This window comes from Mucilaginibacter pineti, from assembly GCF_900101875.1.
In the GTDB taxonomy this organism is placed as follows: domain Bacteria; phylum Bacteroidota; class Bacteroidia; order Sphingobacteriales; family Sphingobacteriaceae; genus Mucilaginibacter; species Mucilaginibacter pineti.
Genome location: NZ_FNAI01000011.1, coordinates 1 through 22,725, shown reverse-complemented (window position 1 = coordinate 22,725; position 22,725 = coordinate 1). Strand labels below are relative to the sequence as shown.

The following is a 22,725-nucleotide window of genomic DNA, read 5'->3' as shown; positions in this document are numbered from 1 at the left end:
TTAATCAAGTAAAATTTCTTTCATCGTTTTCTGGGGTTTAGCGTGTTTAATTTATAGGGTTAATTATTATTTCTTCTTTTTAAATACCGTTACTGTCTTTCCATCCACTGTAAAATCCACTTTGCCCGTATTGCGGAAAAAGTTCAGAATATTGCTCAGCTTTTGCGTACGGCTGACTGCGCCACCAAATTTCAATTGCTTCAGGCTGACGTCCTGCCAGATGAATTGCATATCGTAGATACGGCCGACTTCAGTAAGCACGCTTTCCAGTGTGCGGTGATTCAGCGGTATCTTACCCTGTAACCAAATCGTCGCCATTTCCAAATCGGCCGTGATGCTAACCAATTCGTTATTTTCAAGGTAAGCTTCGTTACCTGGCTTTAAGACAAGGAATTTTGTTGCACCTGCATGGATACGAACAGCACCTTGCACCAACGTGGTTTTAATGTTATGATACGCATCGATATTAAACTCCGTACCAATATCCTCAATGAGCTGATCTCCCACATGAACACTAAAAGGCTGTGCTGCATTATGCTTGACCTTAAAATAAGCCTGCCCAGTCACAGTAACATTTCTTTCCTTACCGCTGAAAGCTACCGGATAGGTAATACTTGATGCGACATCCAAATAAGCCTCGCTGCCGTCAGCCAATACCAAGCTGTATTTAGCGTTACTATTGTTGGTGAGTGTATGTACCTGTGGTTCGGCAGCGGTTTTCTCCTGCTGATAACTCAATTCGTTGCCATTTTGATCGACCTGGGTGCCGTCACCTACCTTCGTACGGCCAACGTGTTTCTGATCGAGTACGATTTTTTGACCGTTAGATAAGGTAAGGTAAACACCCTTTTGAACAGGGGCGATCAATTCCGCAGTAACGCTGTTTTGTCCTGGTGCCTCCCGGTTCATTAAGTAATAAGTACCGAAAGATAAGATGAGCAGAATAGAAGCTGCGGCAACGATCCTCGGCCAAAGCCTCCGGGATGTTTCAGATATTTGCGGTTGTATAACTACATAATCGTGAATCGCTTCCTCGGTTTCCTGATCCATTCTAAGGTCGGAAACCTCTGCTTTTTCCCACTGATTTTCCAACCACTCAGCAAAGGCAGGATTTTGCTCACCAGAGTTAACATAGCTTTCCCACTCTAGCCGTTCATCAGAGCTTAGCTTTCCTTGTTGGAATTGTTCAAATAAATACTGGAGTTTGTTTTCGTCCATCATTAATATAGCCAGCAATAGCGCTGTTTATATTGTTAGTCGAACGGGACGGTGGTTTCGGGGTAATGAAAAAGTAAATTTTTTAACAAAAATTTTAAAATAAGGTAACATTGGTGAATTTTTGTGCCTATAAACCAAAAACGCTTCCGAAAACACCAATAAAATGCGTGAGTTTTCACTCGAAAATATTTCTTATCGCGTTAATGCAAACAGATTAGTGAGCTAAATGTCTAATTTGTTGCGATTTTACAGAAACTTTAAAATTATAAGCAGCGCCGCATAGGAAATATTGTTTTTTAACTGCTCTCGTAATGCGCGAAGCGCTAATTTCATGTGCTTTTGCACCGTGCCGCGAGATATTTTCAATTGTTCAGCCGCTTCTTCGTATTTCAGACCCTGTTGGTAACACAAGCGGTAAACCTGTTGTTGCTGTTTTGGTAATTTGCTGACTGCCGCTTCGATCTGGTCACGCACATCTTTCAGCAGCATACTCTGCTCGGTTTCATTTTCGGCTTCCTGCCAGTTCCGGCCAAACGTAGCCTCGCTCTTTTGCGCGGTCAATTGCTTGCGGAGCATATCGATACCACGGCGTTTGACATATGTTTTCAGAAAAGCCAAAGGCTTTTCCATCGTGCTCAATTCCCCGGCATGCTGCCAGACGTATAACATGGTTTCCTGTACAATATCCTGTGCCTCCTGTTTAGAGCCGGATAAATGATAGGTAAATGCGAAAATGACCGGGTGGTATTTTTTGTACAATAACCGGAAAGCACGCTGGTCACCCGCCGCAATCAATTGCAGCAGTTCATAATCAGTATGCAGGGCCTTGACGGACATTGAAGCGTTTTTTCTTCCCATAAAAATAAGGAAAACAATTCAATGATGCCAATTTCAGTGATTTTCAACGAACCAATGATGTACGATTTACCTATAACCCGTCACATGCTTAGGTCCGGCGGTGTACCTGGCTGGTCATTCTTTTTAATATCCTCCGCTGGCTTTTGCGTTTCAATTGTTTGTTGCCTATTCCGCTACCATGGAGCTAATGATTAGATTGAGTAAAAATCAGTCCAATGACATATGGATTATGCAAACTCGAATCCCATATAAAGAACCTATGAGTCAGGTCTTAGTCAATTTTAAACCGGAACCCAATCCCCCGGATGCTTTCGATTTGTATAGAAGGATCACCAGAAAGATGTTTTCTTAGGCGAGTGATAAACACATCCATACTTCGCCCGTTAAAGAAATCAGCTTCCTTCCATACAACCTCCAGTATATCGTTGCGTTTAATTAACAGACCTTTATGATGATAAAGATATTCCAGTAACTGTGCCTCCTTTTCAGTAAGCGTTTTTTCACTTGCTATTGAAGACAGCTTTAAATTTTTTGCATCAAATTGAAAAATACCGATCTGGTAAATTTCGTTGAGATTTTCCATCTTTGGCTGACCTCGCTTTAATATATTCCGCATTCTGAGTATCAGTTCATCGGCATCAAAGGGTTTGACGATATAATCATCTGCCCCAAGTTTAAGACCGTGCAGGATGTCTTCTTTCAATTTTCTCGCTGTAACGAACAGGAAAGGGAGTTGAGGGTAATGTAGCCGGAGTTTTTCAGCTAATGCAAACCCATCTTCTCTTGGCATCATCACATCGATGATCAGGATATCATAAACCGCATTTTTTAATTCCGCCCGTGCTTTTTCTCCGTTGTGAACAAGTTGAACCTGGAAATCATTGATTTCAAGGTATTGTTTAAGCAGGCTACCCAAGTCATTATCGTCCTCGGCAATCAGTACATTAATTTTCATATATCGGTAGTCTGATGGTGAATGTGCTGCCCTCGCCGGGTCTGCTTTTTAAGGTTAGGCTTCCGCCCAACTGGTTAATGGCCTGATTACTGATGTAGAGGCCAAGCCCCAGTCCCTTAACGGTGTGCCGGTTTTGCTCCGGGATGCGGTAAAACTTATCGAATATTCTGCTTTGCTCCTCTAATTCGATACCGCAACCTTGGTCAGTAATATTAATCAGGTAGTCATATTGGGATGCACCGGCTTCAATGATGATTGGCGAGCCTTCCGGACTGTACTTAACAGCATTGTCAACCAAGTTATTAAGCGCCTTCTCTAATGTGGACAAATGCGTTTTGATCATCTGACCATCAGGTTGAATGTCTATGGTTAAAGAATGTGAGGCCAGTAGAAGATCATTGGTATAGCGTAGCAAGTAGTCTGTAATATTTACATTGGTCTTTTCAACTACCGGGTCGGTTTGCATCATGCTTTCCAAAACACTATCAACGGTATCGTTTATTTTAGTTTGCTGCCTTTGTAACGATTGTAACAGTTCATTTAACAGCGCTGGGTTTTGCCGTATCTCTCTTCTTTCCAAAGTTTTCAGGATAACACTCACCGAACTTAAAGGCGTTTTTAGTTCGTGTGTGATGTTGTTAGCAAAATCCGTTTGGATTTCTGCTATCTTTTTTTGCTTCAGCATGGTACGGAATACCTGGTAAAAAAGCAGAATAACCGCAATAAGCAACCCTGCCGCCAGCAAAAACATTCCAAACATTCGCCGAAGCACCACTTGTTTCCAAACAGACACATCTAAATATCTTGATCCTTCAAGATTGATGGTATAATTGATATCGAAATTACTTTTACCGGCTTCTTTGGTATGCGTCCTTTCAATACTTTGGCTGGCGTTGTTGTTCAATAACAGATTGTCGGCCGTAAACCCGGATTGCCCTATATACACGTAGTGTTTTGTTCCGTGTTTAAGCAGTGTATCTTCCTTTCCATTTCTATTTAGAACGATTTCATCATACCGGGATTGATAATGTGTCCCTTTAAGTAGCGGGTTGTTTGCGGCTATACTATCGAAATATTGATTTGCAGCCCTGGTCACCGAATCATTTTGAATAGTTGCTTCCTTCAAAAAATCTTTTCTGTTGATCTGCCCGATGGTATACAAAAATATAGTTTGCTTTAAATGCGCTGCTGTTTTTTCTTCAGAAGCCGCAACCAACGGTGTGTGGATAATTCTGTTCATCTCGCTTTTTACGGCCGCATAATATTGTTCCCTGGTGAGCTGATAGGTGTTTTTAACCAGGTAAAACTGGATAAGCGACAACATACTTACAATCAGTACGCAGGCAATTATCAAGATCTTTATTTTAATATTGGCATTCATCTTCTTTCCAAAGGTAAGCAGAAGTATTGCGGGTGCCTCTAACGTTTTGAGTCATTAACTTATCATTAACGCTTGATTAACCATGTTAATGACTTACGACAGCCAAATTTGCTTTCATAAAATAAACGCACAAACATGAAAAGATTAACCCTTACGCTGGCCGCGCTCTTTTGCACAGCGCTGCTTTTTGCGCAAAGCGCAACAACCTCGCATACTTCGACTGAACGTACTTCTATCAGCGTTAGCAACAGCGACAACGACTATTCGCTTATTGCGGTATTTAATAGCACAAAAGCGGAAAAAATCAAGATGCTTCTTATTCAAGCCCTGGGCAAACCAACCAATGAAGCTGATGGTCTGGCGATATGGAATTCAAAAAGCACGTACACGGTCAGCCTCAAACCAGAAAAAGTAATTATCGACCTTAACAAGGATAAATCCACCGGGGCTTTAATAAAAACTTTTGAGCGGTTGGGCGATGAGATTAAAAAAACATTAGATCCACCCAAAACACCAACGCCACCATCTGCCAATTAAATAACGAAATGCAATTGATTAATTATGAAGTATTTATTAAGTCTGCTCTGTTGGTTTTTTATCTTAACCAATTGCTGTGCCCAGAGCCTGGATAGTATCTATACCCGAGCGATGACCGCTTATAATCAGCACGATTATAAAACCGCATCGGTTGAGTTTTCGGCTATAATTAAACAGCAGGGTTATCAGTTATCAAGCAGCAAACTCTATGACGGCGCTTGTATTTTTGCACTTAACGGAGAATATACCCGGTCGATGGATATATTAAGTTTTTTGGCTAAGGAAAGATATTACGCCAACATTGGTCATCTTACCAGCGACAGCGACCTGAAAAACTTGCATGAGCTGCCGGAATGGAAGATACTGATCAGCCGGGTTAAACAAAATCAGGAAACACTGCCTGCAAGAACAAAACAAAATGTAAAAGTTGCCCTGTTAAAAGCGAAAGCCTTGTTAATGCAGGATAACGGAAAACTTTGGGGAGAAAATTTGTGGTCCGATAATTTGCTGGTACTGGGTAATGATCATACTATTTACAGTCTGAAAATTTTACCGGGGAGCGTAACCGCAGACTCCGTAATTTATACTAAGAAAATTGCTGACAATGTTTTAAGCCAGACCAATTCATCTCAAAAATATGATAATCAACCTTATGCCGTTATTTTAACAAATTATCTTTCGGACAGCAGCGTCACCATTATCCACGAACTGTTTCATGTACTTCAATATAAGCATATCAATCTGAATGGCAATCCGGTTAATTATCTGGATGAATACCAGGCCAGGCAACGGCTCAGGCTGGAATACCAGGCTTTGAAAAATGCGCTACAGGCTGTGCGCGATAAAAAAGAAAAAGCTTTGATTAGGCAATATGTCACAGACGCCTTAATGTACCGGAAATTACGGCAGCAAATTGATCCGCAATCGCTGGATGCAGAGTTGCAGATAGAAACGTCTGAAGGATTAGCTAATTATACAGGGTTCGTTTTGTCGTCCAATACCGATAAATACCTTCTTGCTATAAATGAGATCGATATGCGCGAAAGCGCACCAACCTATACCCGTGCCTTTCCATATGCTACCGGACCGGCCTATGGGTTGCTTTTTGACTATTTGCAGATGAACTGGAAAACGGGTTTAGGAAAAGTATATAATTTTCAGGCAATCTATGAAAACGATTATTTGCATCACCCGATCAATATCAGTCCCGCGGCTATTAGTAAGGCTGATAGCCGCAACAACTTTGCAACCATCAACAGGCAGGAAGTAGCGCGCAAGCGTGATTTTGATAAGAAGATCAGTTATTATACCGATCTGTTTGAGCACTATCCAACATTGAGTGTTTTGATGACGGACAGCATCTACAGCAGGTCTTATGATATGAATGGTACTGTGGTATTAAAAGACAAAGGGCTTGTATATTCTAATATTGTAGGGACGGACATCACTGGCCGTAACTTCGGAAGTTTTAAAATGGAAGCGGATAGCGTTAAAAAGGGACTTTCGGGCATTTTTGGCGATTTTGAAAGCCATAAGTTTATTTTTCCGTTACCTGTTAAAATTGACGGAAATAAAATTACTGGAAACGGTTTCCATATCCAGTTAAACAGGGGTTGGGTGGTCAGGAAAAAAGATAAAAACGGGAATTTGGAGATTGTTCAGCAGTAAAGTAAATCACGATAAAAGAGGTAGCATAAAGCATTCCTTGCGTCTATTTGCAGACGAACGATATTAAAATGCTTATTAGTCCCCTGACGTGCTTTAACGGAAGGTAAATATTTGATTTACTGTGAAATGTGCTCCCGTGTATGCAGCATCGTTTTAATTCGATAGCTGCATATCATTTTTTTATCTGTACAATAGCATTTTGGGAAATAGTCAATATTGGCGCTTTGTTGATCGTGATCTTGCTGATATAAGGTTGCGGACACGGGGCGAAAGTATTTGAAATAGTGTACACAAGCGTATCCAACTTATAATTTTTGATTTGAATATAACAGGTATCTGTTCCTTTAGCACGTTTGACGCTAAAAGAAAAATACTTTTGGCCGGAAGCTGATCTTAAGACCGGACTGATCGTGTCTGTTCTATTCGCATCATTTTTTAGATAGATGTAGATATCCGTAGTGGTATAAACCGGCATCGTATAATCTGTTTCATTGACAATTTGAAAATTCAGGGATGGGTAAACATATTGCGCTGTACAAGCGATTTGGCTATCCTTTTTATTAGTACAGGAAGCTAAGGCGAACAGTGAAGCAATGATAACAAGGGATGCCCTTTTCATTTTTATAGTTTTTATATAATATACTAATACGTAGATTTAATAAAAAACGCTACTGCATTTGCACTTTTCTAATGCTAAACGCTGATCGTGCCAATATAATTTACAAAATCGCGGTGGGCTATTGCCAGCAGGCAAACGGCTCCATTACACCCACGCTTCGCTCCGGGTTCATTTCACCGCCAGCCCGCTGGCCGCACAGCAGGAGTATAAGTCGCTCCCGCTCCTAATACACCTGCTTCTGGCGACCGCGCCGATGAAAGAAAAAAGGACAGGCTATGCCGGGCTTGTGCAAGCCTGGCCGGGACGAATGACTTCCTGCAAATAACTCAGGACACTGCTCCCGGCCAATCGCATTGTTTTTATTGGAGCCGCATTACCCGCCGCACTCCCAAAGCTCCAACAAAAACAATGCGATCAATTTGTCCCCTATTAGAATGTTGCCGGTGAAAAGAAAAAAAACCACAGCGATATGCTGTAGCTTACTATGCATTAAGGGGTGTGTATGCTATTACTTTTTTATTTCAGCCCGTACTTTCGCCACATATTCGACTGATACCGCCGCAACATCGGCAGCCTGTTCATTGGATAAGCCAAGTTTAACGATCAGGTTCTCTACAACGGCACGGCTCTTTTCCTCCCTGCCTTTTTCCATGCCCTCTTTCTTAGCGTAATCAAGCACGTTCTTATTGTCCCATTTATATTTCATGCTATGGTCGTACATCTTTTTTTCCTCCTTCGTCAAGTTGCTGTATTCAGCCACATTGAACAGTTTTTCAAATATCGGCTTGCGCAGGTAAACCGGGATCTTATCCATGCTGCTCATATTTTTCAATACAAACAGCCACTTATCCAGTTCGGTTTCCAGCTGGCTTTCCGTTTTAACAAATTTAAGCAATTCTATATAGGTATAGCCTAAGTCTTTGTAAAATATTCGTCCAGTCTGTCTATTACAGAGGTAGATGTCATGCAGATATTCATTCGTTGGGCTGTCGGATAAAGCAAAGTCCTCTAATAAGGCGATCAGGTAAACGCCATTAATGTGATAGCCCCACTCGCTTCGCCTGCCTTTAGGGGCCTGCTCTGTAATCAAACGGCTGGTATAGAAAAGCGCACGTTGCTTAAAGTTCTCTTGTTTGCCCCGTTGCACCTCGATAATAAAACGTTCACCGTCATCGCCCGTACACAGCAGATCAAAGATAGCGCCGCCCTCATGGATATGGTCGCCGGGATGCTCGTTTTTATTGTAGATCAGGTCTGTTATAATTTTTCGCCCCCTGAAAACTTCGTTCAAGAAGTCTATTAATAAATCCCGATTAGGGTCTGTACCGAAAATCCGCTTAAAGGAATAATCGGTTAATAAGTCAATGTACTTAGACATATAAAGTGCTTTTTAATAGTTCAATAATAATTCTTTCATCGCCTGCCGTCGAATTGCCCCGCGCGCATTTGTGGCCTACGGAACCCCGGCGCACTTACCACACGCTGTTCCCGTTTTTGGTGTTTACGGAGTGATGTGCAAGCGAACAGATGCAAGGCAAATTACTTACGGGGCCACAGCGTATAAAATGCCGCCCCGCCTATAGGCAGAACGGCATAGCCGGATCAGCCTGCGAGGGCGGCTAATTCTTTCTTTTGTTCGGCTTCGATTAATCTTTTTTGCAGCTCCTGCATGTCACCGCTAACTTTAATATCCACTATTTTGCCGTAGTGCTGTGTCGTTTTCATTTCCTCATGTCCGAGCAACTTTGATACGGTTTCCATCGGCACGCCATTGGCTAAGGTTACGGTAGTAGCAAACGTATGCCTGGCCATGTGGTAGGTCAGTTCCTTGGTTATCCCGCACAAATCTGCTATCTCTTTCAAATAACTGTTCATTTTCTGATTGCTCGATACCGGGAATACGATACCCTTATTGACACATTTGGGATGATCGCTGTAGCGGTTAACCAGGTCAACGGCGATCCGCATTAACGGGATATGCAATGCTGTACCTGTTTTTTCACGGCTGTTAAAGATCCATAGATTGCCGTCTATCCCTTTGCGGATATCGGTTTTCAGCAGTTGTTTAATATCTATATAGGCCAGCCCGGTATAGCAGCTAAAAATGAACATATCACGAACCTGTGCAAGTCTTGGGATCAGAAAATGTTTATTTGCCACACGTTCCAGTTCTTCGGTAGTTAAATATTCCCGCTCCTTCGCCTTTGCTTTATTTTTGTAAAAAACAAAAGGATTGTCTTTAAGCCAGCGCAGGGCCAGGCACAGGTTGGTGATCTTGCGGAAATGCTTCATGTATTTGGCGACCGAAACACCATCGCAACCGACTACCGTGCGCAGGTAAAAATCATATCCCATAATAACCCCATGATCTATACTACAGATGTCAATATCCGATTTATTGAAGCTTTGCTGTAAGTAAGCGGTCAGGTGCCCGACCGATGTTTTATAACCTTTAAGGGTGTTCGGCCTAAACCCTTTGCCAAGCAACGCTTCCATTTTCTGATTATGGTCGGCAAATATCTCCATAAGGTAATGCGGCCTTTCTGTCTTACCGAGATACTTGTTTTTGATCGCTTCGGCGGTTATCGCCGCGCCCTCTTTGATCAGATCGGTATGCGCTTTTTCAATGCTTCTATCCAGCGTATCGAGGTAACTGTTTAAGGTGCGCACATCTTCTTTGTTTCCGGTGGCGCGGTTAGCCTTTGGACACCACCGGGAGGGGAGGCATTCCCGTCCGGCTGAAAGTTCTTTAGGCAGCCCCGCTACGGTGATCCGCATGTAAATGGGTTTAGGCTGTCCTGCAACGTAATTTTTTGGCTTCTTCAAGTAGAAGAGCAAGGAATAATTTACATTCATGATTTCTCATTTTTAAGTGAACAAAATTAGCCTTGCAGCTTGCGGCAATCAAGATGTTTAGTTATTGAACAGGTTGTATATCAATAACTTATGCACTTTCCAGTGAGTAGGTGTTTCCGAAAAGCTGACTCACTGAATTACTCACTTTCGCTATGCGAAAAATTGAATAATCTGGTATGCCTGTAAACGCAAAAAGCCTGCAAATGTATGATTTGCAGGCTTTTATACGTTTTGATGCTTTAATGAGTAGCCCGTAGGGGAATCGAACCCCTGTTTCTAGAATGAAAATCTAACGTCCTAACCCCTAGACGAACGGGCCTTTTTTTGTTTTTGTTTCCCTTATTTTGGGAATGCAAAGATATAGCTTTAATGAGAAAATAAAAATAAATTTTTAAATTTTTTATTTCTCCCTCACTATCAGCACCATTTTTTTTACTGTCAAACAAAATTGCAGCTTCGGCATTGTGTTTCTGGGTGTGTTAAAGCTATCTTTATAAATAAATCCGTTTAACCGATGAAAGCAATTTGGAACAACCAGGTTATTGCCGAAAGCAATGACACCATCGTGGTTGAAAACAATCATTATTTCCCTAAAGACAGCGTAAAAGCCGAATACCTGGAAGAAACCGATATCCACACTACCTGCCCATGGAAGGGCAAGGCATCTTACTATTCCCTTAATGTTGATGGGCAGCAAAACCGGGATGCCGCGTGGTATTATCCCGAACCTAAGGAAGCTGCAAAACACATTACCAACTATGTTGCCTTTTGGAAAGGTGTTAAAATAACCGACTAACCCCATGAAAAAATACGATGCTATTGTTATAGGCTCCGGGCAAGCGGGTGCCCCCCTGGCCAAAAAGCTGGCCGCCGCAGGCATGAAAACCGTCATCATCGAAAAACGGTTTTACGGCGGCACCTGCGTAAACGACGGCTGTACCCCAACTAAAACCTGGGTAGCATCGGCAAAGGCGGCGTATATGGCAGGCAAAAGTGCCGAGCTGGGCGTGCCCGTGAAAAAGTTTTCGGTAAATATGCCCAAGATAAAAAAGCGTAAGGACGAAATTGTGATGCGCTCGCGCATTGGCGGGCAGCATGCTGCTGAGAAAACCAAGGGCCTGGATGTTGTTTTTGGCGAGGCTGTATTTACCGGCGAAAAAGCGGTTACCGTTATCCTTAAAAACGGCAAAAAAGCCAACATGCAGGCCGATCTTGTTTTTCTGAACACCGGCTGCCTTCCCCTGATCCCCGAGATTGAGGGGCTTAATGAAATTCAATACCTCAACTCAACTACTATACTTGATCTTGATTATGTGCCCGAGCACCTGCTGGTGTTAGGTGGCAATTATATCGGGCTGGAGTTTGGGCAGATGTTCCGCAGGTTTGGGAGTAAGGTAACTATTTTGGAAAAATCGGCGCGCATTGTGGCTAAGGAAGATGAGGATATCTCGGCCGAAATGCAAACCATCCTCGAAGCCGAATCCATCAAGGTGCTTACCAACGCGCAGGCCACTAAATTTAAACAAAAACCGGGTAGCAAAATAACCGCTACCGTAACCGTAAACGGCGAAGAAAAGAAGATCAAATGCAGCCATGTGCTGGTAGCAGTTGGTCGCGCGCCGCAGACTAAAACACTGGGGCTGGATAAGGCCGGTATTAAAACCGACGACAGGGGCTTCATCACTGTAAATACCAAACTGGAAACCAGCGCCAAGGGCGTTTATGCCTTGGGCGATGTAAAGGGCGGTCCCGCGTTTACGCACATTTCTTATAACGATTACACCATTGTTTACCGCAATATTGTTGAAAAACAAAAGCTGAACACCAATGATCGTCCGCTGCCGTATTGTATGTTTACCGATCCGCAGTTGGGCCGCATAGGTATCAGCGAAGCCGAAGCAAAAAAACAGGGACTGGATTACAAGGTGGCTAAGCTACCGATGGCCCACGTAGCCCGCGCCATTGAAAACGGCGATACCCGCGGCTTTATGAAGGCCATTGTTGATACAAAAACCAAAAAGATATTGGGTGCGGCCGTGCTTGGTCCCGAAGGCGGCGAGATCATGACCGTGTTGCAAATGGCTATGGAAGGCGGCATCACTTACGACAGGATCCGCTATTGCGTATTTGCGCACCCGCTGTATTCCGAATCGTTGAATAACCTTTTTATGTCGCTTGAAGATTAGCATTTGCTTATGATAAAGGTTGATAGCATAAGCAAACATTTTGGCAAGGTAAAGGCTGTTGATGCTATCTCTTTTGAGGTGCAGGAGCAGGAAAATATGATACTGCTGGGCACCAGTGGCTGCGGCAAAACCACTACACTAAAAATGCTCAACCGGCTTATTGAACCAACCAGCGGCAGCATCAGCATCAACAATAAAAATATACTGGATCAACAGCCCGAAATTTTACGGCGTGGCATTGGCTACGTGCTGCAAAACAACGGCCTGTTTCCGCATTATACCGTGGCCGAAAATATTGCCATAGTACCGCAGTTGCTTAAATGGGACAAAAAGAAAATTGAAAGCCGCACTGCCGAGCTGATGGAAAAACTGCACCTCGATGCCGGCTACCTAAACGTTTACCCAAACGAATTAAGCGGCGGTCAGCAGCAACGGATAGGGCTGGCAAGGGCACTGGTATCCGATCCGCCGGTTTTGTTGATGGACGAGCCTTTTGGTGCACTGGATAACGTAACCCGCTCCAATATCCACAAGGAGTTTAAGGCGCTTGACGAGCTGAAGCGCAAAACCATTATCATGGTAACGCATGATGTGCAGGAGGCCTTTGAGCTTGGCGACAGGATCTGCCTCATGGACAAAGGCAAAATAATACAATCCGGAACACCGGCCGAGCTTTTGTTTAAACCGGCCAATGATTTTGTTGAAGGTTTTCTGAAAGATCAGCGCCTGCAACTGGAGTTCAGGGCCATTAAATTAATCAACCTTTGGGATACGCTGCCCGCCTTGCAAAAAGAAGTAAACACCTCGTCGTTATCCTCCGGTACCGACTTATGGACGGCACTTGAAAGTTTCAAATTCGGCACTGCCGAAACCATCAATATCAGCAAGGATCAAAACACGGTTAAAAGCGTCGGCTTTGAGCAGTTGATGGCCGCCTTTTATCAATATAAAAATCAGCAGGTATGAAAAAGGCACTTTATAAGATATTCTTCGTCCAACTACTGCTGTTGAGTTACAGTACTGGCTTCGCACAAATTCATAAACCCGATTCCGTAAAACTCGAATTTGAAGGATTTGATACTGAAACGGTTTACGCTATCCCATGCGATGCTTTTGATTACATATTCTTAAAAACAAAGAAGATCAAAATTATCAATAAGCAGCAGGACTTGTCCAAATTTGAATCTCTGAGGAAAAATTTTAAACAAGCTAAAGAAAGGTCGTTTGATGTTAGAGGGAAAATCACCTATCATTATGGGAACAAAGCTGCAAAATACTGCTTTGATACTTTTGGCTTTTTTTATAAAGATGGAAAGCTATCTTATAATAAAAAGTTATTAATGGCTATTTCTGATAATATATATTCTAATCACCCAGAATACTTAGACACCCTTAGGCAGCCATGAATGAGCATCAGCAAACCTTGTTGGAGTTTATGCAGCAGCAGGCAGGTAAGCTTGGCGTGCAAACTTTGCAGCATATCGGGCTTACGTTTATCTCGCTTTTTATAGCGGTAGTAATAGGCTTGCCGCTGGGCATTTTTATTACCCGTAAAGTAAAGTTCTCGGGGCCGGTTTTGGGGATAGCGGGCATTTTACAAACCATTCCCAGTATCGCGTTGCTTGGCTTTATGATCCCGGTTTTGGGCATTGGTGCCAAACCTGCTATTGTGGCTTTGCTGCTGTATGCGCTGCTGCCTATCATCCGTAATACCTACACAGGCATTACCGGGGTTGATGCAGCTGTTAAGGAAGCAGCCGTGGCCATGGGCATGAATAAGTGGCAGGTGCTGTTTAAGGTTGAGCTTCCTTTGGCCATGCCCGTTATATTGGCCGGTATCCGCACCGCTACGGTAATAAATGTGGGCGTGGCAACGCTGGCCTCGTATATTGCAGCGGGTGGCTTAGGCGAGTTTATTTTCGGTGGTATCTCCCTAAACAATACCAACATGATTCTGGCGGGGGCAATCCCGGCGGCTTTGCTGGCCATTATTTTCGATTTCCTGTTGTCGCGGGTGCAAAAGCTCAACTTTAAAAAAATAAAAACGGGCACTTATGTTATGCCTGTTGTGTTGGTGCTGCTATCCTCCTTTTACTTTATACCATCGGCCTACGGCGGTAAACTTACGGCTGGCTTTACGCCCGAGTTTATGGGCCGGCAGGATGGCAACCTGGGCCTGGAAAGTAAATACGGCTTAAAGATCCATACCATCGTGATCAGCGACGCGGTGATGTATAAGGCCGCCTTTGAAAAACAGCTGGACGTGATCAGCGGCTACTCTACCGATGGTCGCCTTAAAGCTTATGACCTGGTGGTATTAACGGATGATAAAGGCATTTTCCCGCCATACTATGCCGCGCCCATCGTGCGCGAGGAATCATTGAAAAAGTTTCCGGAGCTCGAAAAAACATTAAATCTGCTTTCGGGCAAAATAAATGATTCGGTTATGACGGATTTAAACTACCGTACCGACTATCTTCACCAAAGCCCCGAGCGGGTAGCCAAAGATTTTTTGGTGGCCGCAAAATTATACAAACCATCCCGCGAGGGGAGTGCAGGCATCATCCGCATAGGGTCTAAAATATTTGGCGAGCAGTACATACTGGCCAATATATACAGCATGCTGATAAAGGGCAATACCGATTATGATGTAGCAACCAAAACCGGCCTTGGCGGTACAAAAATTTGTTTTGATGCTTTAACTAACGATCAGATAGATTTTTACCCCGAATATACCGGCACCGGGCTGCTGGCCATTTTGCAGGCATCGCCCAAAATAGTAACCGAGGTAACTCAAAGTAAAGACAGCACCTACAACTACGTGCAGCGCGAATTTGAGAAACGTTACCAGATAAAATGGCTCAGGCCGATAGGCTTTAATAACGCCTATGCACTGATGATGCGAAATCAGCAGGCAAAGAATTTACATATTAAAACAATTTCAAACCTCAAACGGTATTTGAATAGTAAATAAAGGTGTTTAGCAATTGTAAAATGATAAAAGAAACTGAGTTTAAAGCCTGGGCCGTGCTATTCCCCTCTTGAGAGTAATAGCCCATGAGAAGACATAGTGGAATATAAGCAGATGGGTAGTCCCCGATGGGGACAAATTCATTTTTTATATTGTCCTACAAACAGGTAGTCCCTCCGGGACATAGAAGTATTCATATATTGATAAGAAACGAAAGTTTTTTATGTCCCGGAGGGACTACCTGTTTGTAGGAAAAACATCGAATCGTTTATGCCCCATAGGGGCTACCCATATGGCAATTGATGGGGAGTTGCTACAACGTTAATATTATCAATCAACTACCTAATTTCAATACTAAACACGCAAGTAAATAATAGCAATGGATTTAGCCGACTGTTATAAAAAAGTTCGCCAGCGTACGGAGCAGATCTGCTGGCCCCTGCAAACGGAGGATTATGTGGTGCAGCCCGTGGTAGATGTTAGTCCGCCCAAGTGGCACATAGGGCACGTTACCTGGTTTTTTGAAACTTTTATCCTGAAGCCGTATTTTATGGGCTACCAGGAGTTTAACCCAAATTACAATTACGTATTTAACAGTTACTACGAAACCGTGGGCAACCGCGTTATCCGTACAGACAGGGGCAACCTGAGTCGCCCAACCGTTATAGATATTTATAGTTATCGCAAATATGTGGATGAAGCCATGCAGGGCTTTTTGTGCGGGCAGATAAGCGACGAGGTAAAAGAACTGCTTATCCTGGGCTTTAACCATGAGGAACAGCACCAGGAACTTTTACTAACAGATATTAAATACATTTTAGGGCATAACCCGCTGTTTCCGGCTTATTCAACAAGCTATGTATCACCAAAGGTTGATGCTGTTGACGCGGGTTTTATTAAGATGGATGAAGGCATTTATGAAATAGGTTTTGAGGGCGAAGGCTTTTGTTTTGATAACGAACTTAACCGCCACAAAGTATATTTAAACGCTTACGAAATAAGCCCTAACCTTGTTACCAATGCCCAATACCTGGAGTTTATTAACAGCGGCGGCTATCATGATTTTCGCCATTGGCATGCCGAGGGCTGGGATTGGGTAAACACCAACAAAGTAGAGGCCCCGCTTTACTGGCACCTTATTGATGGCGAATGGCATAATTACAACTACCATGGCCTGCAAGTGCTTAATATAAATGAGCCCGTTTGCCATATCAGTTATTTTGAGGCTTACGCCTACGCTTCATGGAAAGGGCTACGGCTGCCTACCGAATTTGAATGGGAAGCCGCCGCCACCAAGTTTAGCTGGGGCAAGGCATGGGAATGGACAGAAAGCTCATACCTCCCTTATCCTGGGTTTGCCAAGGCACCGGGTGCAATTGGCGAATACAATGGCAAGTTTATGGTAAACCAAAAGGTATTGCGCGGCGCTTCCGAAGCTACATCGCCGGGGCATAGCCGGGTTACTTACCGCAATTTTTTTCAAACTAATTTACGTTGGCAATTTACTGGCATAAGGCTTGCTCGGTAAGTTGCACAAATATGGGCATTTTATGGATTCGACCTTAACACAAACAGATTCAAATACCGCATCAACCGATAAAACGCAGCAGTTTTATAATGATGTTATAGCCGGTTTAAACACTTCGCCAAAGCGTTTAAACTCTAAATATTTTTATGATGCCAATGGCGATAAGCTGTTTCAGGATCTCATGAACTGCCCTGAATATTATCCAACCAATTGCGAACTGGAAATATTTTCGGAAAAAACAGACGAAATTGCCGATGCCCTCATTGGCAGCGGCGACGCTTTCGACCTGATTGAACTTGGCGCGGGCGATGCCATGAAATCAACCTATCTCCTTAAACACCTATTGGAGAAAAAGGCCGATTTTACCTACCTGCCTATTGATATATCTGACAATGTAATCTCCTACCTTAACATCACCCTGCCCGTAACGTTGCCAGGTATAAATATTACGGGCCTCAACGGTGAGTATTTTGATATGCTGAAAAAGGCCGCCTCAATTTCGTCGAGGCGTAAGGTGGTATTGTTCCTGGGCTCAAATATTGGCAACATGCCGGTACCAGAGGCCATAGAGTTTTGCCGGGTGCTTAGGAGCCATTTATCTGAAGGTGATATGGTGCTGATAGGTATGGACCTCACAAAAGATCCTAAAGTAGTACTGGCTGCCTATAACGATGAAGGCGGGATCACCAAAAGGTTCAACCTTAATTTATTGGAGCGCATAAACCGCGAGCTCAACGCCAACTTCGACCTTACCAAGTTTGACCATTACCCTACTTACGACCCGGAAACAGGCTCCTGTAAAAGCTACCTCATTAGCCTGGAAGATCAGCAGGTAACCATCGGCGGTAAAGAAACCATTGCGTTTTCAAAAAACGAATACATATACATGGAAATTTCGCAGAAGTTTACCGTGATGCAAACAGATCAGATGGCGCTTAACGCGGGCTTTGCCCCTGTCGATCGCTTTTTTGACACCAAAAAATGGTTTATCGATGCTATTTGGATAGCGGCTTAAAACAACTGCTCAATAATATCGGCGGCAGATAAGCCTTCGGCTTCAGCGTGGTAGCTGCGTACAATACGGTGGCTTAAAATAGGTTTGGCAATAGCCTGTACATCCTCAATATCCGGAGAGTATTTGCCGTTGATAACCGCATGGCATTTGGCACCCAAAATAAGGAACTGCGATGCCCGCGGACCAGCGCCCCAGGTAAGAAGCCTGTTAATTTGCGGGGTGGCAAATTCACTGTTGGGGCGGGTTTTTGACACCAGCTTTACGGCATACTCCATCACATTATCAGTAACGGGGATATTGCGCACCAATTGCTGAAAATAAATGATCTGCTCGGCATTCAGGATCTTTTTTACATCGGCTTTAAGGGTGCTGGTGGTATTTTTAACAACCTGTAATTCCTCCTTAAATGATGGATAGTTTAAAGCCACGTTAAACATAAACCTGTCTAACTGGGCTTCGGGCAACGGATAGGTACCTTCCTGCTCAATTGGGTTTTGGGTAGCCAGTACAAAAAACGGCTGGGCCAATTTATGGGTAACACCGGCAGCGGTAACCGCTTTTTCCTGCATCGCCTCTAATAGGGCAGCCTGTGTTTTGGGTGGTGTACGGTTTATTTCATCGGCCAGGATAATATTACTAAAAACCGGGCCGGGGATAAATTTAAAATTCCTGTCCTCGCCCAATATTTCAGAACCAATAATGTCTGACGGCATCAGATCTGGCGTAAACTGGATGCGCTTAAAATCCAGATCAAGCACTTGCGATACGGTTTGCACCAGCAGGGTTTTAGCCAAACCGGGTACACCAACCAGCAAACAATGGCCGTTGCTAAAAATAGATATCAGCACAAATTTCACAACCTCGTCCTGGCCTATGATAACTTTCCCTATTTCGGATCGTATTTGTTGATAAGCCTGCTTTAAAGCGTCAGCGGCTTCCACATCAGAACGGTGTTGCATATATTATTATAGTATACTATTTTACTTGCGCGGTTGTAGTAGTTGCAGGCATGATCCATTTTTTAAGGATATCGCATTCCTGGTATTGCTTATCAATTTTAATGAAAGTTTCCTTCCTGCGTTTATCAAACCAATCACTTATGGTTTTGTTGGTTTTTATTTCAAAAGCGTAATCCTTTAGCTTTGCAAAATCCTGCTCAAGATTTGCCTTGTGCGCATCCGTGGCCGATTTTAGGTAAAGGATCTTGTAGCTCGATTTACCATCGGCACCGGTAAATAAGGTTGGTTGTGAAATAGACCCCACTTTCATGGTATCAACAACAAGAGCAACCTTAGGGTCAAGCTTATCCATAGGGATATAGGTTGAACGTACCTGAACGTTTTCGGCATTCAGCATCATACCGCCGTTATATTTTGTTTCCTTATTATCTGAGTAAAAGTTAGCCGCAGCCGAAAAATCGATGGTTTTATTTTTGATAAGCAGGTTATAAGCACTATCAGCCTTACCCTTTGCCCTATCTAAACTGGCTTCGGTAATGATAGGCATAATTAATATGTGCCTTACGTGTACCTGCTCGCCGCGGCGCTCAATTACCTGTAAAAAGAAGAAACCATAATCCGGAGCTTCAAACACCGGCGAATACTCCCCTGCTTTTAACCTGAACGCGTTGGCGGTAAATTCCTTTACCCAGGTTTGCCTGTCGCCAAAGCCAGCATCACCACCTTCGGGTGCCGAACCGGGATCCTGTGAATACAAACGTGCCAGGGTACCAAAATCTTCGCCTTTTTTTACGATCCTGTCGCGCAGTTCTTCAGCTTTCTGGCGGTATATATCTTTTTCTTCTTTACTCAATTTAGGCTGAAATACAATTTCTCCCACTTCAACTTCTTTGTTAAAAGATGGCAAACTGTCTTTTGGTAATTTGTCGAAATATTTTTTAACGTCAAGCGGGGTTACATTCAGCTTTTCGGTAATTTTTTGCTGCATCCTTTGCGCAACTAATTGCTCCTTCATATCCGGACGGATCTCATCCTTAAACTGGATAATAGAACGGCCTAAATAGGCTTCCAGCTTATCCTGGCCACCCGCACGTTGTATCATTTCGCGCATTCTGCGGTCAACACTGTTATCAACTTCATCGTCTTTTACTTCAACGCTATCAATAATTGCCTGCTGCGCCAATAACTTTTGGGTTAGTAACGATTGTAAAATGCGGCATTTAACATCGGGGTTGGGTGCCATACCCTGCGTTAAATACTGGGCGTATGACAGTTCAATATCTGATTGTAATATGGGGCTGTTACCAACTATAGCTGCAATTTTATCAAGCGTACGTCCCGGCGGCCTTGCAATAACCGAATCAACAGTGGCTTGCGTAACGGGTGCTTTTGCTTTGGCCGTATCAACAACAAGCTGTGCTTTGGCAACTGATATGATTGAAATAAAACTTAAAATTACTAACCCTAACTTTCTCATGTAATGCTTATGTACTAAAATAAAACGGAACAGTATTCCGTTAAAAATCACGAATTTCGGTAAAATTTATTAATTATAGTCCTACAATTAAATTCAATTAAAACTCAACTGCTTATAATTGTGCTAATATGGCTATAAAGGCTGAAACCGTTTAACTACTTTTGGTTAAAATTTGTTAAAGTGAAGATTGAAAACCCGGTTGCCCTGCGCTTTTTATTACAGGATGAGCTATACCTCTTAAATACAGACAAGTTACTGTATACAGAAGATGCTATTGCCCCACACATAGCCGAACAACCGGCAGCCTCCATCATTCAGGTAGCACCTACTGTTAAAGAACCCGAGCCGGTGTCCATTGTCCCCGCACCCGAAGTAAAAACGCCGCCGCTTACGTTTAATTATCTGGGTAAAAATTTAAAAAACTTTGTGGTGCTGGTAAATTACCCCGCCCTGGAGTTTATTGACGATGCCCATTTAACAGCACTTACCAATATTATTAAACGCAAAGAGCTTGCAATTGACGATCTGGCGATAGTGAACCTTGCTCATCACTCAACGGCTAAGTATGATGAACTGCTTACCTTTTTTAAACCCACAAAACTGCTGATACTGGGCAAAGCCGCATTGCCACAGGATATAGCGCCGCTTGTTTTAAACGTACCCAAACCACTTGGCGCGCTTACCGCCCTGCAGAGTTTTAGCTTTGGCGAAATGATGGACAGCGTTGACAACAAAAAAGCTTTTTGGGAGCAGGTAAAGGGATTTTAATTTGAAGTATTAATCCTCGCTCCCCGATCTTCGCACCCCGATCTTATCCTTTATCTTTGTTCCCCAAATCCTTTATCCCCCAAAAATGCAATTAGTATTCGCCACCAATAACCGCCATAAGCTTGATGAAGTTGAAGCCAAGCTGCAAGGCCGGTTTCAACTATTAACCCTTGATGATATTGGCTGTTACGATGATATTGAAGAAACCGGTACAACCTTTAAGGCAAACGCATCTATAAAAAGCCGTTTCATTTTTGAAAAGTATAGGCTGAATTGCTTTGGCGACGATAGCGGCCTGGAAATAGACGCGCTTAACGGCGAGCCCGGCGTTTACTCGGCCCGGTACGCCGGCGAGCATGGCAACCATGCCGCCAATAATAAAAAAGTGTTGGAAAACATGGCGGGGATTACCAACCGCAAAGCCCGTTTCCGTACGGTGATATCGCTGGTATGGAATGGCGACGAGCATTTTTTTGACGAAACCGTTGAAGGCACCATCCGCACCCAGCTTAGCGGTACCGACGGTTTTGGTTATGACCCTATATTTGAGCCCGAAGGCTACAACATTACCTTTGCCGAAATGACCATGGATCAAAAGAACCAGATAAGCCACCGCGCCAAGGCTGTAGAACAGTTGATAGCTTTTTTAAGCTTAGTTACAGAAAAATAGCGCTTTGTAACCTTTAATATAACTTTAATTTGCTTTTTATGTAACCCTGCCTTAAAACACCCCGTATAATAGAGCTTTAAGGAATATCGCTTAAAAGAACATTACCTATGAACATAGTAAAACAAATTGGTCGTAAGTTATTTTCAAAAGATACAGACCAGCGGGTTGCCAGAAGCTTAAACAAAGTTAAAGAAGCCGACCAGATCACCGAAAACATCAACAACCGCTTATCTGAAATTCAAAAGAGCTTTAAACTAAAAACTGCTAAGCTATAATTTTATTTATTTGGCAGGGTTTATGCTGTTATGCTTTTAAAATAACCCCAAGTCATGAAAAAATTATTTCAAACCTCAATCGCAGTACTATCACTTATTTTTGTTTTAGCAGCTTGTTCATCAACCAAAAACACGGTATCAACAAACGTATCGCGCGGTAAATTTGTAGGCACCTGGACGCTTAACAACGTTAGCTACCAAGGTATTGTACAAAATGCAGTTCAAAACGTATTTGACCAGGCACCTCCTGAAGCTTTTACCGGCAGCACCTGGAAACTAACCAACAGCGGCAACGGTGTTTATACTTTAGCAAACGGCACTTCACAAACTATATTCTGGTCGGTTAATAACACCGGCCCAAATGGCACACAGTTTCAGTTTAAAAAACTATACGAAGGCGATAAAGCCAAAAACGTTCAGGAAGGTTATGTGCTTGAAATTGCCAGCAACGATGGCTCAACCATGACCCTGAAATCGCCCGTAGCAATAGGCGGCGGAACCGGATACGTTATTTATTCGTTTGCGAAAGCAAATTAATTCTTAAAGGTAAAAGGGTAAAGGCATCCTCTTAAGGTGAAAGGGTAAAGGCGAAAGGTAAAAGGTTCGCTTAGACTATAAAAAGGAAAAGGGTAAATGAACTAAGTTCATTTACCCTTTTTTTGTTGTTAACTTTAACTCTCCACAAAAACCTTTCACCTTTCACCTTTCACCTTTCACCTTTCACCTTTCACCTTTCACCTTTCACCTTTCACCTTTCACCTTTCACCTTTCACCTTTCACCTTT

The 22,725-nt window shown here is 43.1% G+C and carries 22 protein-coding genes and 1 tRNA gene; 13 read left to right on the top strand and 10 right to left on the bottom strand.

Annotation, left to right across the window (positions count from 1 at the left end; translation table 11 throughout):
- Window positions 1-66 precede the first annotated feature (66 nt).
- From BLS59_RS21125 to BLS59_RS21110, 4 genes are all read right to left on the bottom strand, one after another.
- Window positions 67-1,221 (bottom strand): FecR family protein, encoded by a 1,155-nt coding sequence (locus BLS59_RS21125; protein WP_091152320.1) that lies wholly within the window; start codon window positions 1,219-1,221, stop codon window positions 67-69.
- A gap of 243 nt (window positions 1,222-1,464) precedes the next feature.
- Entirely contained in the window at window positions 1,465-2,076 is a 612-nt protein-coding gene (locus BLS59_RS21120; protein WP_091152318.1) for an RNA polymerase sigma factor, read from the bottom strand.
- 271 nt (window positions 2,077-2,347) lie between these two features.
- Window positions 2,348-3,031, bottom strand: coding sequence for a response regulator transcription factor (locus tag BLS59_RS21115; protein ID WP_091152317.1), 684 nt, complete (start codon window positions 3,029-3,031; stop codon window positions 2,348-2,350).
- Window positions 3,021-4,412 carry a sensor histidine kinase gene (locus BLS59_RS21110; RefSeq protein ID WP_091152315.1) on the bottom strand — a complete coding sequence of 464 codons (1,392 nt, stop codon included), beginning with the start codon at window positions 4,410-4,412 and terminating at the stop codon, window positions 3,021-3,023. The genes BLS59_RS21115 and BLS59_RS21110 overlap by 11 nt, the downstream gene beginning before the upstream one ends.
- A 135-nt stretch (window positions 4,413-4,547) precedes the next feature.
- On the opposite strand from BLS59_RS21110, the gene BLS59_RS21105 reads away from it, so the two are divergent.
- Together BLS59_RS21105 and BLS59_RS21100 are read left to right on the top strand one after the other, a co-directional pair.
- Window positions 4,548-4,949: a hypothetical protein gene (locus tag BLS59_RS21105; protein ID WP_091152313.1), complete on the top strand. Its 402-nt coding sequence runs from the start codon at window positions 4,548-4,550 to the stop codon at window positions 4,947-4,949.
- A 111-nt stretch (window positions 4,950-5,060) separates the two neighbouring features.
- Window positions 5,061-6,617 carry a hypothetical protein gene (locus BLS59_RS21100; protein WP_091152311.1) on the top strand — a complete coding sequence of 519 codons (1,557 nt, stop codon included), beginning with the start codon at window positions 5,061-5,063 and terminating at the stop codon, window positions 6,615-6,617.
- 172 nt (window positions 6,618-6,789) lie between these two features.
- Here BLS59_RS21100 and BLS59_RS21095 read toward each other — a convergent pair whose 3' ends face one another.
- From BLS59_RS21095 to BLS59_RS21075, 4 genes are all read right to left on the bottom strand, one after another.
- Window positions 6,790-7,236 carry a hypothetical protein gene (locus BLS59_RS21095; protein ID WP_091152309.1) on the bottom strand — a complete coding sequence of 149 codons (447 nt, stop codon included), beginning with the start codon at window positions 7,234-7,236 and terminating at the stop codon, window positions 6,790-6,792.
- A 508-nt stretch (window positions 7,237-7,744) separates the two neighbouring features.
- Window positions 7,745-8,614 (bottom strand): Rpn family recombination-promoting nuclease/putative transposase, encoded by an 870-nt coding sequence (locus BLS59_RS21085; protein WP_091152305.1) that lies wholly within the window; start codon window positions 8,612-8,614, stop codon window positions 7,745-7,747.
- Window positions 8,615-8,838: 224 nt separating this feature from the next.
- A complete protein-coding gene (locus BLS59_RS21080) occupies window positions 8,839-10,092 on the bottom strand; it encodes a site-specific integrase (RefSeq protein ID WP_091152303.1) in 1,254 nt (417 codons plus the stop codon).
- Window positions 10,093-10,339: 247 nt separating this feature from the next.
- Window positions 10,340-10,411, bottom strand: a tRNA-Glu gene (locus tag BLS59_RS21075).
- 195 nt (window positions 10,412-10,606) lie between these two features.
- Here BLS59_RS21075 and BLS59_RS21070 point away from each other — a divergent pair.
- The 7 genes from BLS59_RS21070 (at window position 10,607) to BLS59_RS21040 (ending at window position 17,792) form a co-directional block, all read left to right on the top strand.
- Window positions 10,607-10,888: a DUF427 domain-containing protein gene (locus BLS59_RS21070; protein ID WP_091152301.1), complete on the top strand. Its 282-nt coding sequence runs from the start codon at window positions 10,607-10,609 to the stop codon at window positions 10,886-10,888.
- 4 nt (window positions 10,889-10,892) lie between these two features.
- A complete protein-coding gene (locus tag BLS59_RS21065; RefSeq protein ID WP_091152299.1) occupies window positions 10,893-12,278 on the top strand; it encodes a mercuric reductase in 1,386 nt (461 codons plus the stop codon).
- Between the two features lie 9 nt (window positions 12,279-12,287).
- Entirely contained in the window at window positions 12,288-13,244 is a 957-nt protein-coding gene (locus BLS59_RS21060) for an ABC transporter ATP-binding protein (protein ID WP_091152297.1), read from the top strand.
- Window positions 13,241-13,684, top strand: coding sequence for a hypothetical protein (locus tag BLS59_RS21055; RefSeq protein ID WP_091152295.1), 444 nt, complete (start codon window positions 13,241-13,243; stop codon window positions 13,682-13,684). The genes BLS59_RS21060 and BLS59_RS21055 overlap by 4 nt, the downstream gene beginning before the upstream one ends.
- Window positions 13,681-15,252, top strand: coding sequence for an ABC transporter permease/substrate-binding protein (locus BLS59_RS21050; protein ID WP_091152293.1), 1,572 nt, complete (start codon window positions 13,681-13,683; stop codon window positions 15,250-15,252). Before BLS59_RS21055 ends, BLS59_RS21050 begins: the two co-directional genes overlap by 4 nt.
- 376 nt (window positions 15,253-15,628) lie before the next feature.
- Window positions 15,629-16,777 (top strand): ergothioneine biosynthesis protein EgtB, encoded by a 1,149-nt coding sequence (gene egtB / locus BLS59_RS21045; RefSeq protein WP_091152292.1) that lies wholly within the window; start codon window positions 15,629-15,631, stop codon window positions 16,775-16,777.
- Window positions 16,778-16,799: 22 nt separating this feature from the next.
- Window positions 16,800-17,792: an L-histidine N(alpha)-methyltransferase gene (locus tag BLS59_RS21040; RefSeq protein ID WP_091152291.1), complete on the top strand. Its 993-nt coding sequence runs from the start codon at window positions 16,800-16,802 to the stop codon at window positions 17,790-17,792.
- Here BLS59_RS21040 and BLS59_RS21035 read toward each other — a convergent pair.
- Together BLS59_RS21035 and BLS59_RS21030 are read right to left on the bottom strand one after the other, a co-directional pair.
- Window positions 17,789-18,751 carry an AAA family ATPase gene (locus BLS59_RS21035; RefSeq protein WP_091152290.1) on the bottom strand — a complete coding sequence of 321 codons (963 nt, stop codon included), beginning with the start codon at window positions 18,749-18,751 and terminating at the stop codon, window positions 17,789-17,791. The two genes, BLS59_RS21040 and BLS59_RS21035, sit on opposite strands and share 4 nt — an antisense overlap.
- Before the next feature lie 16 nt (window positions 18,752-18,767).
- The gene (locus tag BLS59_RS21030; protein ID WP_091152288.1) at window positions 18,768-20,228 is read right to left on the bottom strand and encodes a peptidylprolyl isomerase; all 1,461 of its coding nucleotides are present in this window, start codon (window positions 20,226-20,228) and stop codon (window positions 18,768-18,770) included.
- Window positions 20,229-20,408: 180 nt separating this feature from the next.
- On the opposite strand from BLS59_RS21030, the gene BLS59_RS21025 reads away from it, so the two are divergent.
- From BLS59_RS21025 to BLS59_RS21015, 4 genes are all read left to right on the top strand, one after another.
- Window positions 20,409-20,996 (top strand): hypothetical protein, encoded by a 588-nt coding sequence (locus BLS59_RS21025; RefSeq protein ID WP_091152286.1) that lies wholly within the window; start codon window positions 20,409-20,411, stop codon window positions 20,994-20,996.
- A gap of 85 nt (window positions 20,997-21,081) precedes the next feature.
- Window positions 21,082-21,666, top strand: coding sequence for a non-canonical purine NTP diphosphatase (locus BLS59_RS21020; RefSeq protein ID WP_091152284.1), 585 nt, complete (start codon window positions 21,082-21,084; stop codon window positions 21,664-21,666).
- Window positions 21,667-21,773: 107 nt separating this feature from the next.
- Window positions 21,774-21,941, top strand: coding sequence for a hypothetical protein (locus BLS59_RS31720; RefSeq protein WP_162842718.1), 168 nt, complete (start codon window positions 21,774-21,776; stop codon window positions 21,939-21,941).
- Window positions 21,942-21,995: 54 nt separating this feature from the next.
- Window positions 21,996-22,478, top strand: coding sequence for a hypothetical protein (locus BLS59_RS21015; protein ID WP_091152282.1), 483 nt, complete (start codon window positions 21,996-21,998; stop codon window positions 22,476-22,478).
- Window positions 22,479-22,725: the final 247 nt, after the last annotated feature.

Coding starts and splice junctions, on each gene's coding strand:
- BLS59_RS21125 (WP_091152320.1), bottom strand. CDS start 1,221: ATGATGGACGAAAACAAACTCCAGTATTTATTTGAACAATTCCAACAA.
- BLS59_RS21120 (WP_091152318.1), bottom strand. CDS start 2,076: ATGGGAAGAAAAAACGCTTCAATGTCCGTCAAGGCCCTGCATACTGAT.
- BLS59_RS21115 (WP_091152317.1), bottom strand. CDS start 3,031: ATGAAAATTAATGTACTGATTGCCGAGGACGATAATGACTTGGGTAGC.
- BLS59_RS21110 (WP_091152315.1), bottom strand. CDS start 4,412: ATGAATGCCAATATTAAAATAAAGATCTTGATAATTGCCTGCGTACTG.
- BLS59_RS21105 (WP_091152313.1), top strand. CDS start 4,548: ATGAAAAGATTAACCCTTACGCTGGCCGCGCTCTTTTGCACAGCGCTG.
- BLS59_RS21100 (WP_091152311.1), top strand. CDS start 5,061: ATGACCGCTTATAATCAGCACGATTATAAAACCGCATCGGTTGAGTTT.
- BLS59_RS21095 (WP_091152309.1), bottom strand. CDS start 7,236: ATGAAAAGGGCATCCCTTGTTATCATTGCTTCACTGTTCGCCTTAGCT.
- BLS59_RS21085 (WP_091152305.1), bottom strand. CDS start 8,614: ATGTCTAAGTACATTGACTTATTAACCGATTATTCCTTTAAGCGGATT.
- BLS59_RS21080 (WP_091152303.1), bottom strand. CDS start 10,092: ATGAATGTAAATTATTCCTTGCTCTTCTACTTGAAGAAGCCAAAAAAT.
- BLS59_RS21070 (WP_091152301.1), top strand. CDS start 10,607: ATGAAAGCAATTTGGAACAACCAGGTTATTGCCGAAAGCAATGACACC.
- BLS59_RS21065 (WP_091152299.1), top strand. CDS start 10,893: ATGAAAAAATACGATGCTATTGTTATAGGCTCCGGGCAAGCGGGTGCC.
- BLS59_RS21060 (WP_091152297.1), top strand. CDS start 12,288: ATGATAAAGGTTGATAGCATAAGCAAACATTTTGGCAAGGTAAAGGCT.
- BLS59_RS21055 (WP_091152295.1), top strand. CDS start 13,241: ATGAAAAAGGCACTTTATAAGATATTCTTCGTCCAACTACTGCTGTTG.
- BLS59_RS21050 (WP_091152293.1), top strand. CDS start 13,681: ATGAATGAGCATCAGCAAACCTTGTTGGAGTTTATGCAGCAGCAGGCA.
- egtB (WP_091152292.1), top strand. CDS start 15,629: ATGGATTTAGCCGACTGTTATAAAAAAGTTCGCCAGCGTACGGAGCAG.
- BLS59_RS21040 (WP_091152291.1), top strand. CDS start 16,800: ATGGATTCGACCTTAACACAAACAGATTCAAATACCGCATCAACCGAT.
- BLS59_RS21035 (WP_091152290.1), bottom strand. CDS start 18,751: ATGCAACACCGTTCTGATGTGGAAGCCGCTGACGCTTTAAAGCAGGCT.
- BLS59_RS21030 (WP_091152288.1), bottom strand. CDS start 20,228: ATGAGAAAGTTAGGGTTAGTAATTTTAAGTTTTATTTCAATCATATCA.
- BLS59_RS21020 (WP_091152284.1), top strand. CDS start 21,082: ATGCAATTAGTATTCGCCACCAATAACCGCCATAAGCTTGATGAAGTT.
- BLS59_RS31720 (WP_162842718.1), top strand. CDS start 21,774: ATGAACATAGTAAAACAAATTGGTCGTAAGTTATTTTCAAAAGATACA.
- BLS59_RS21015 (WP_091152282.1), top strand. CDS start 21,996: ATGAAAAAATTATTTCAAACCTCAATCGCAGTACTATCACTTATTTTT.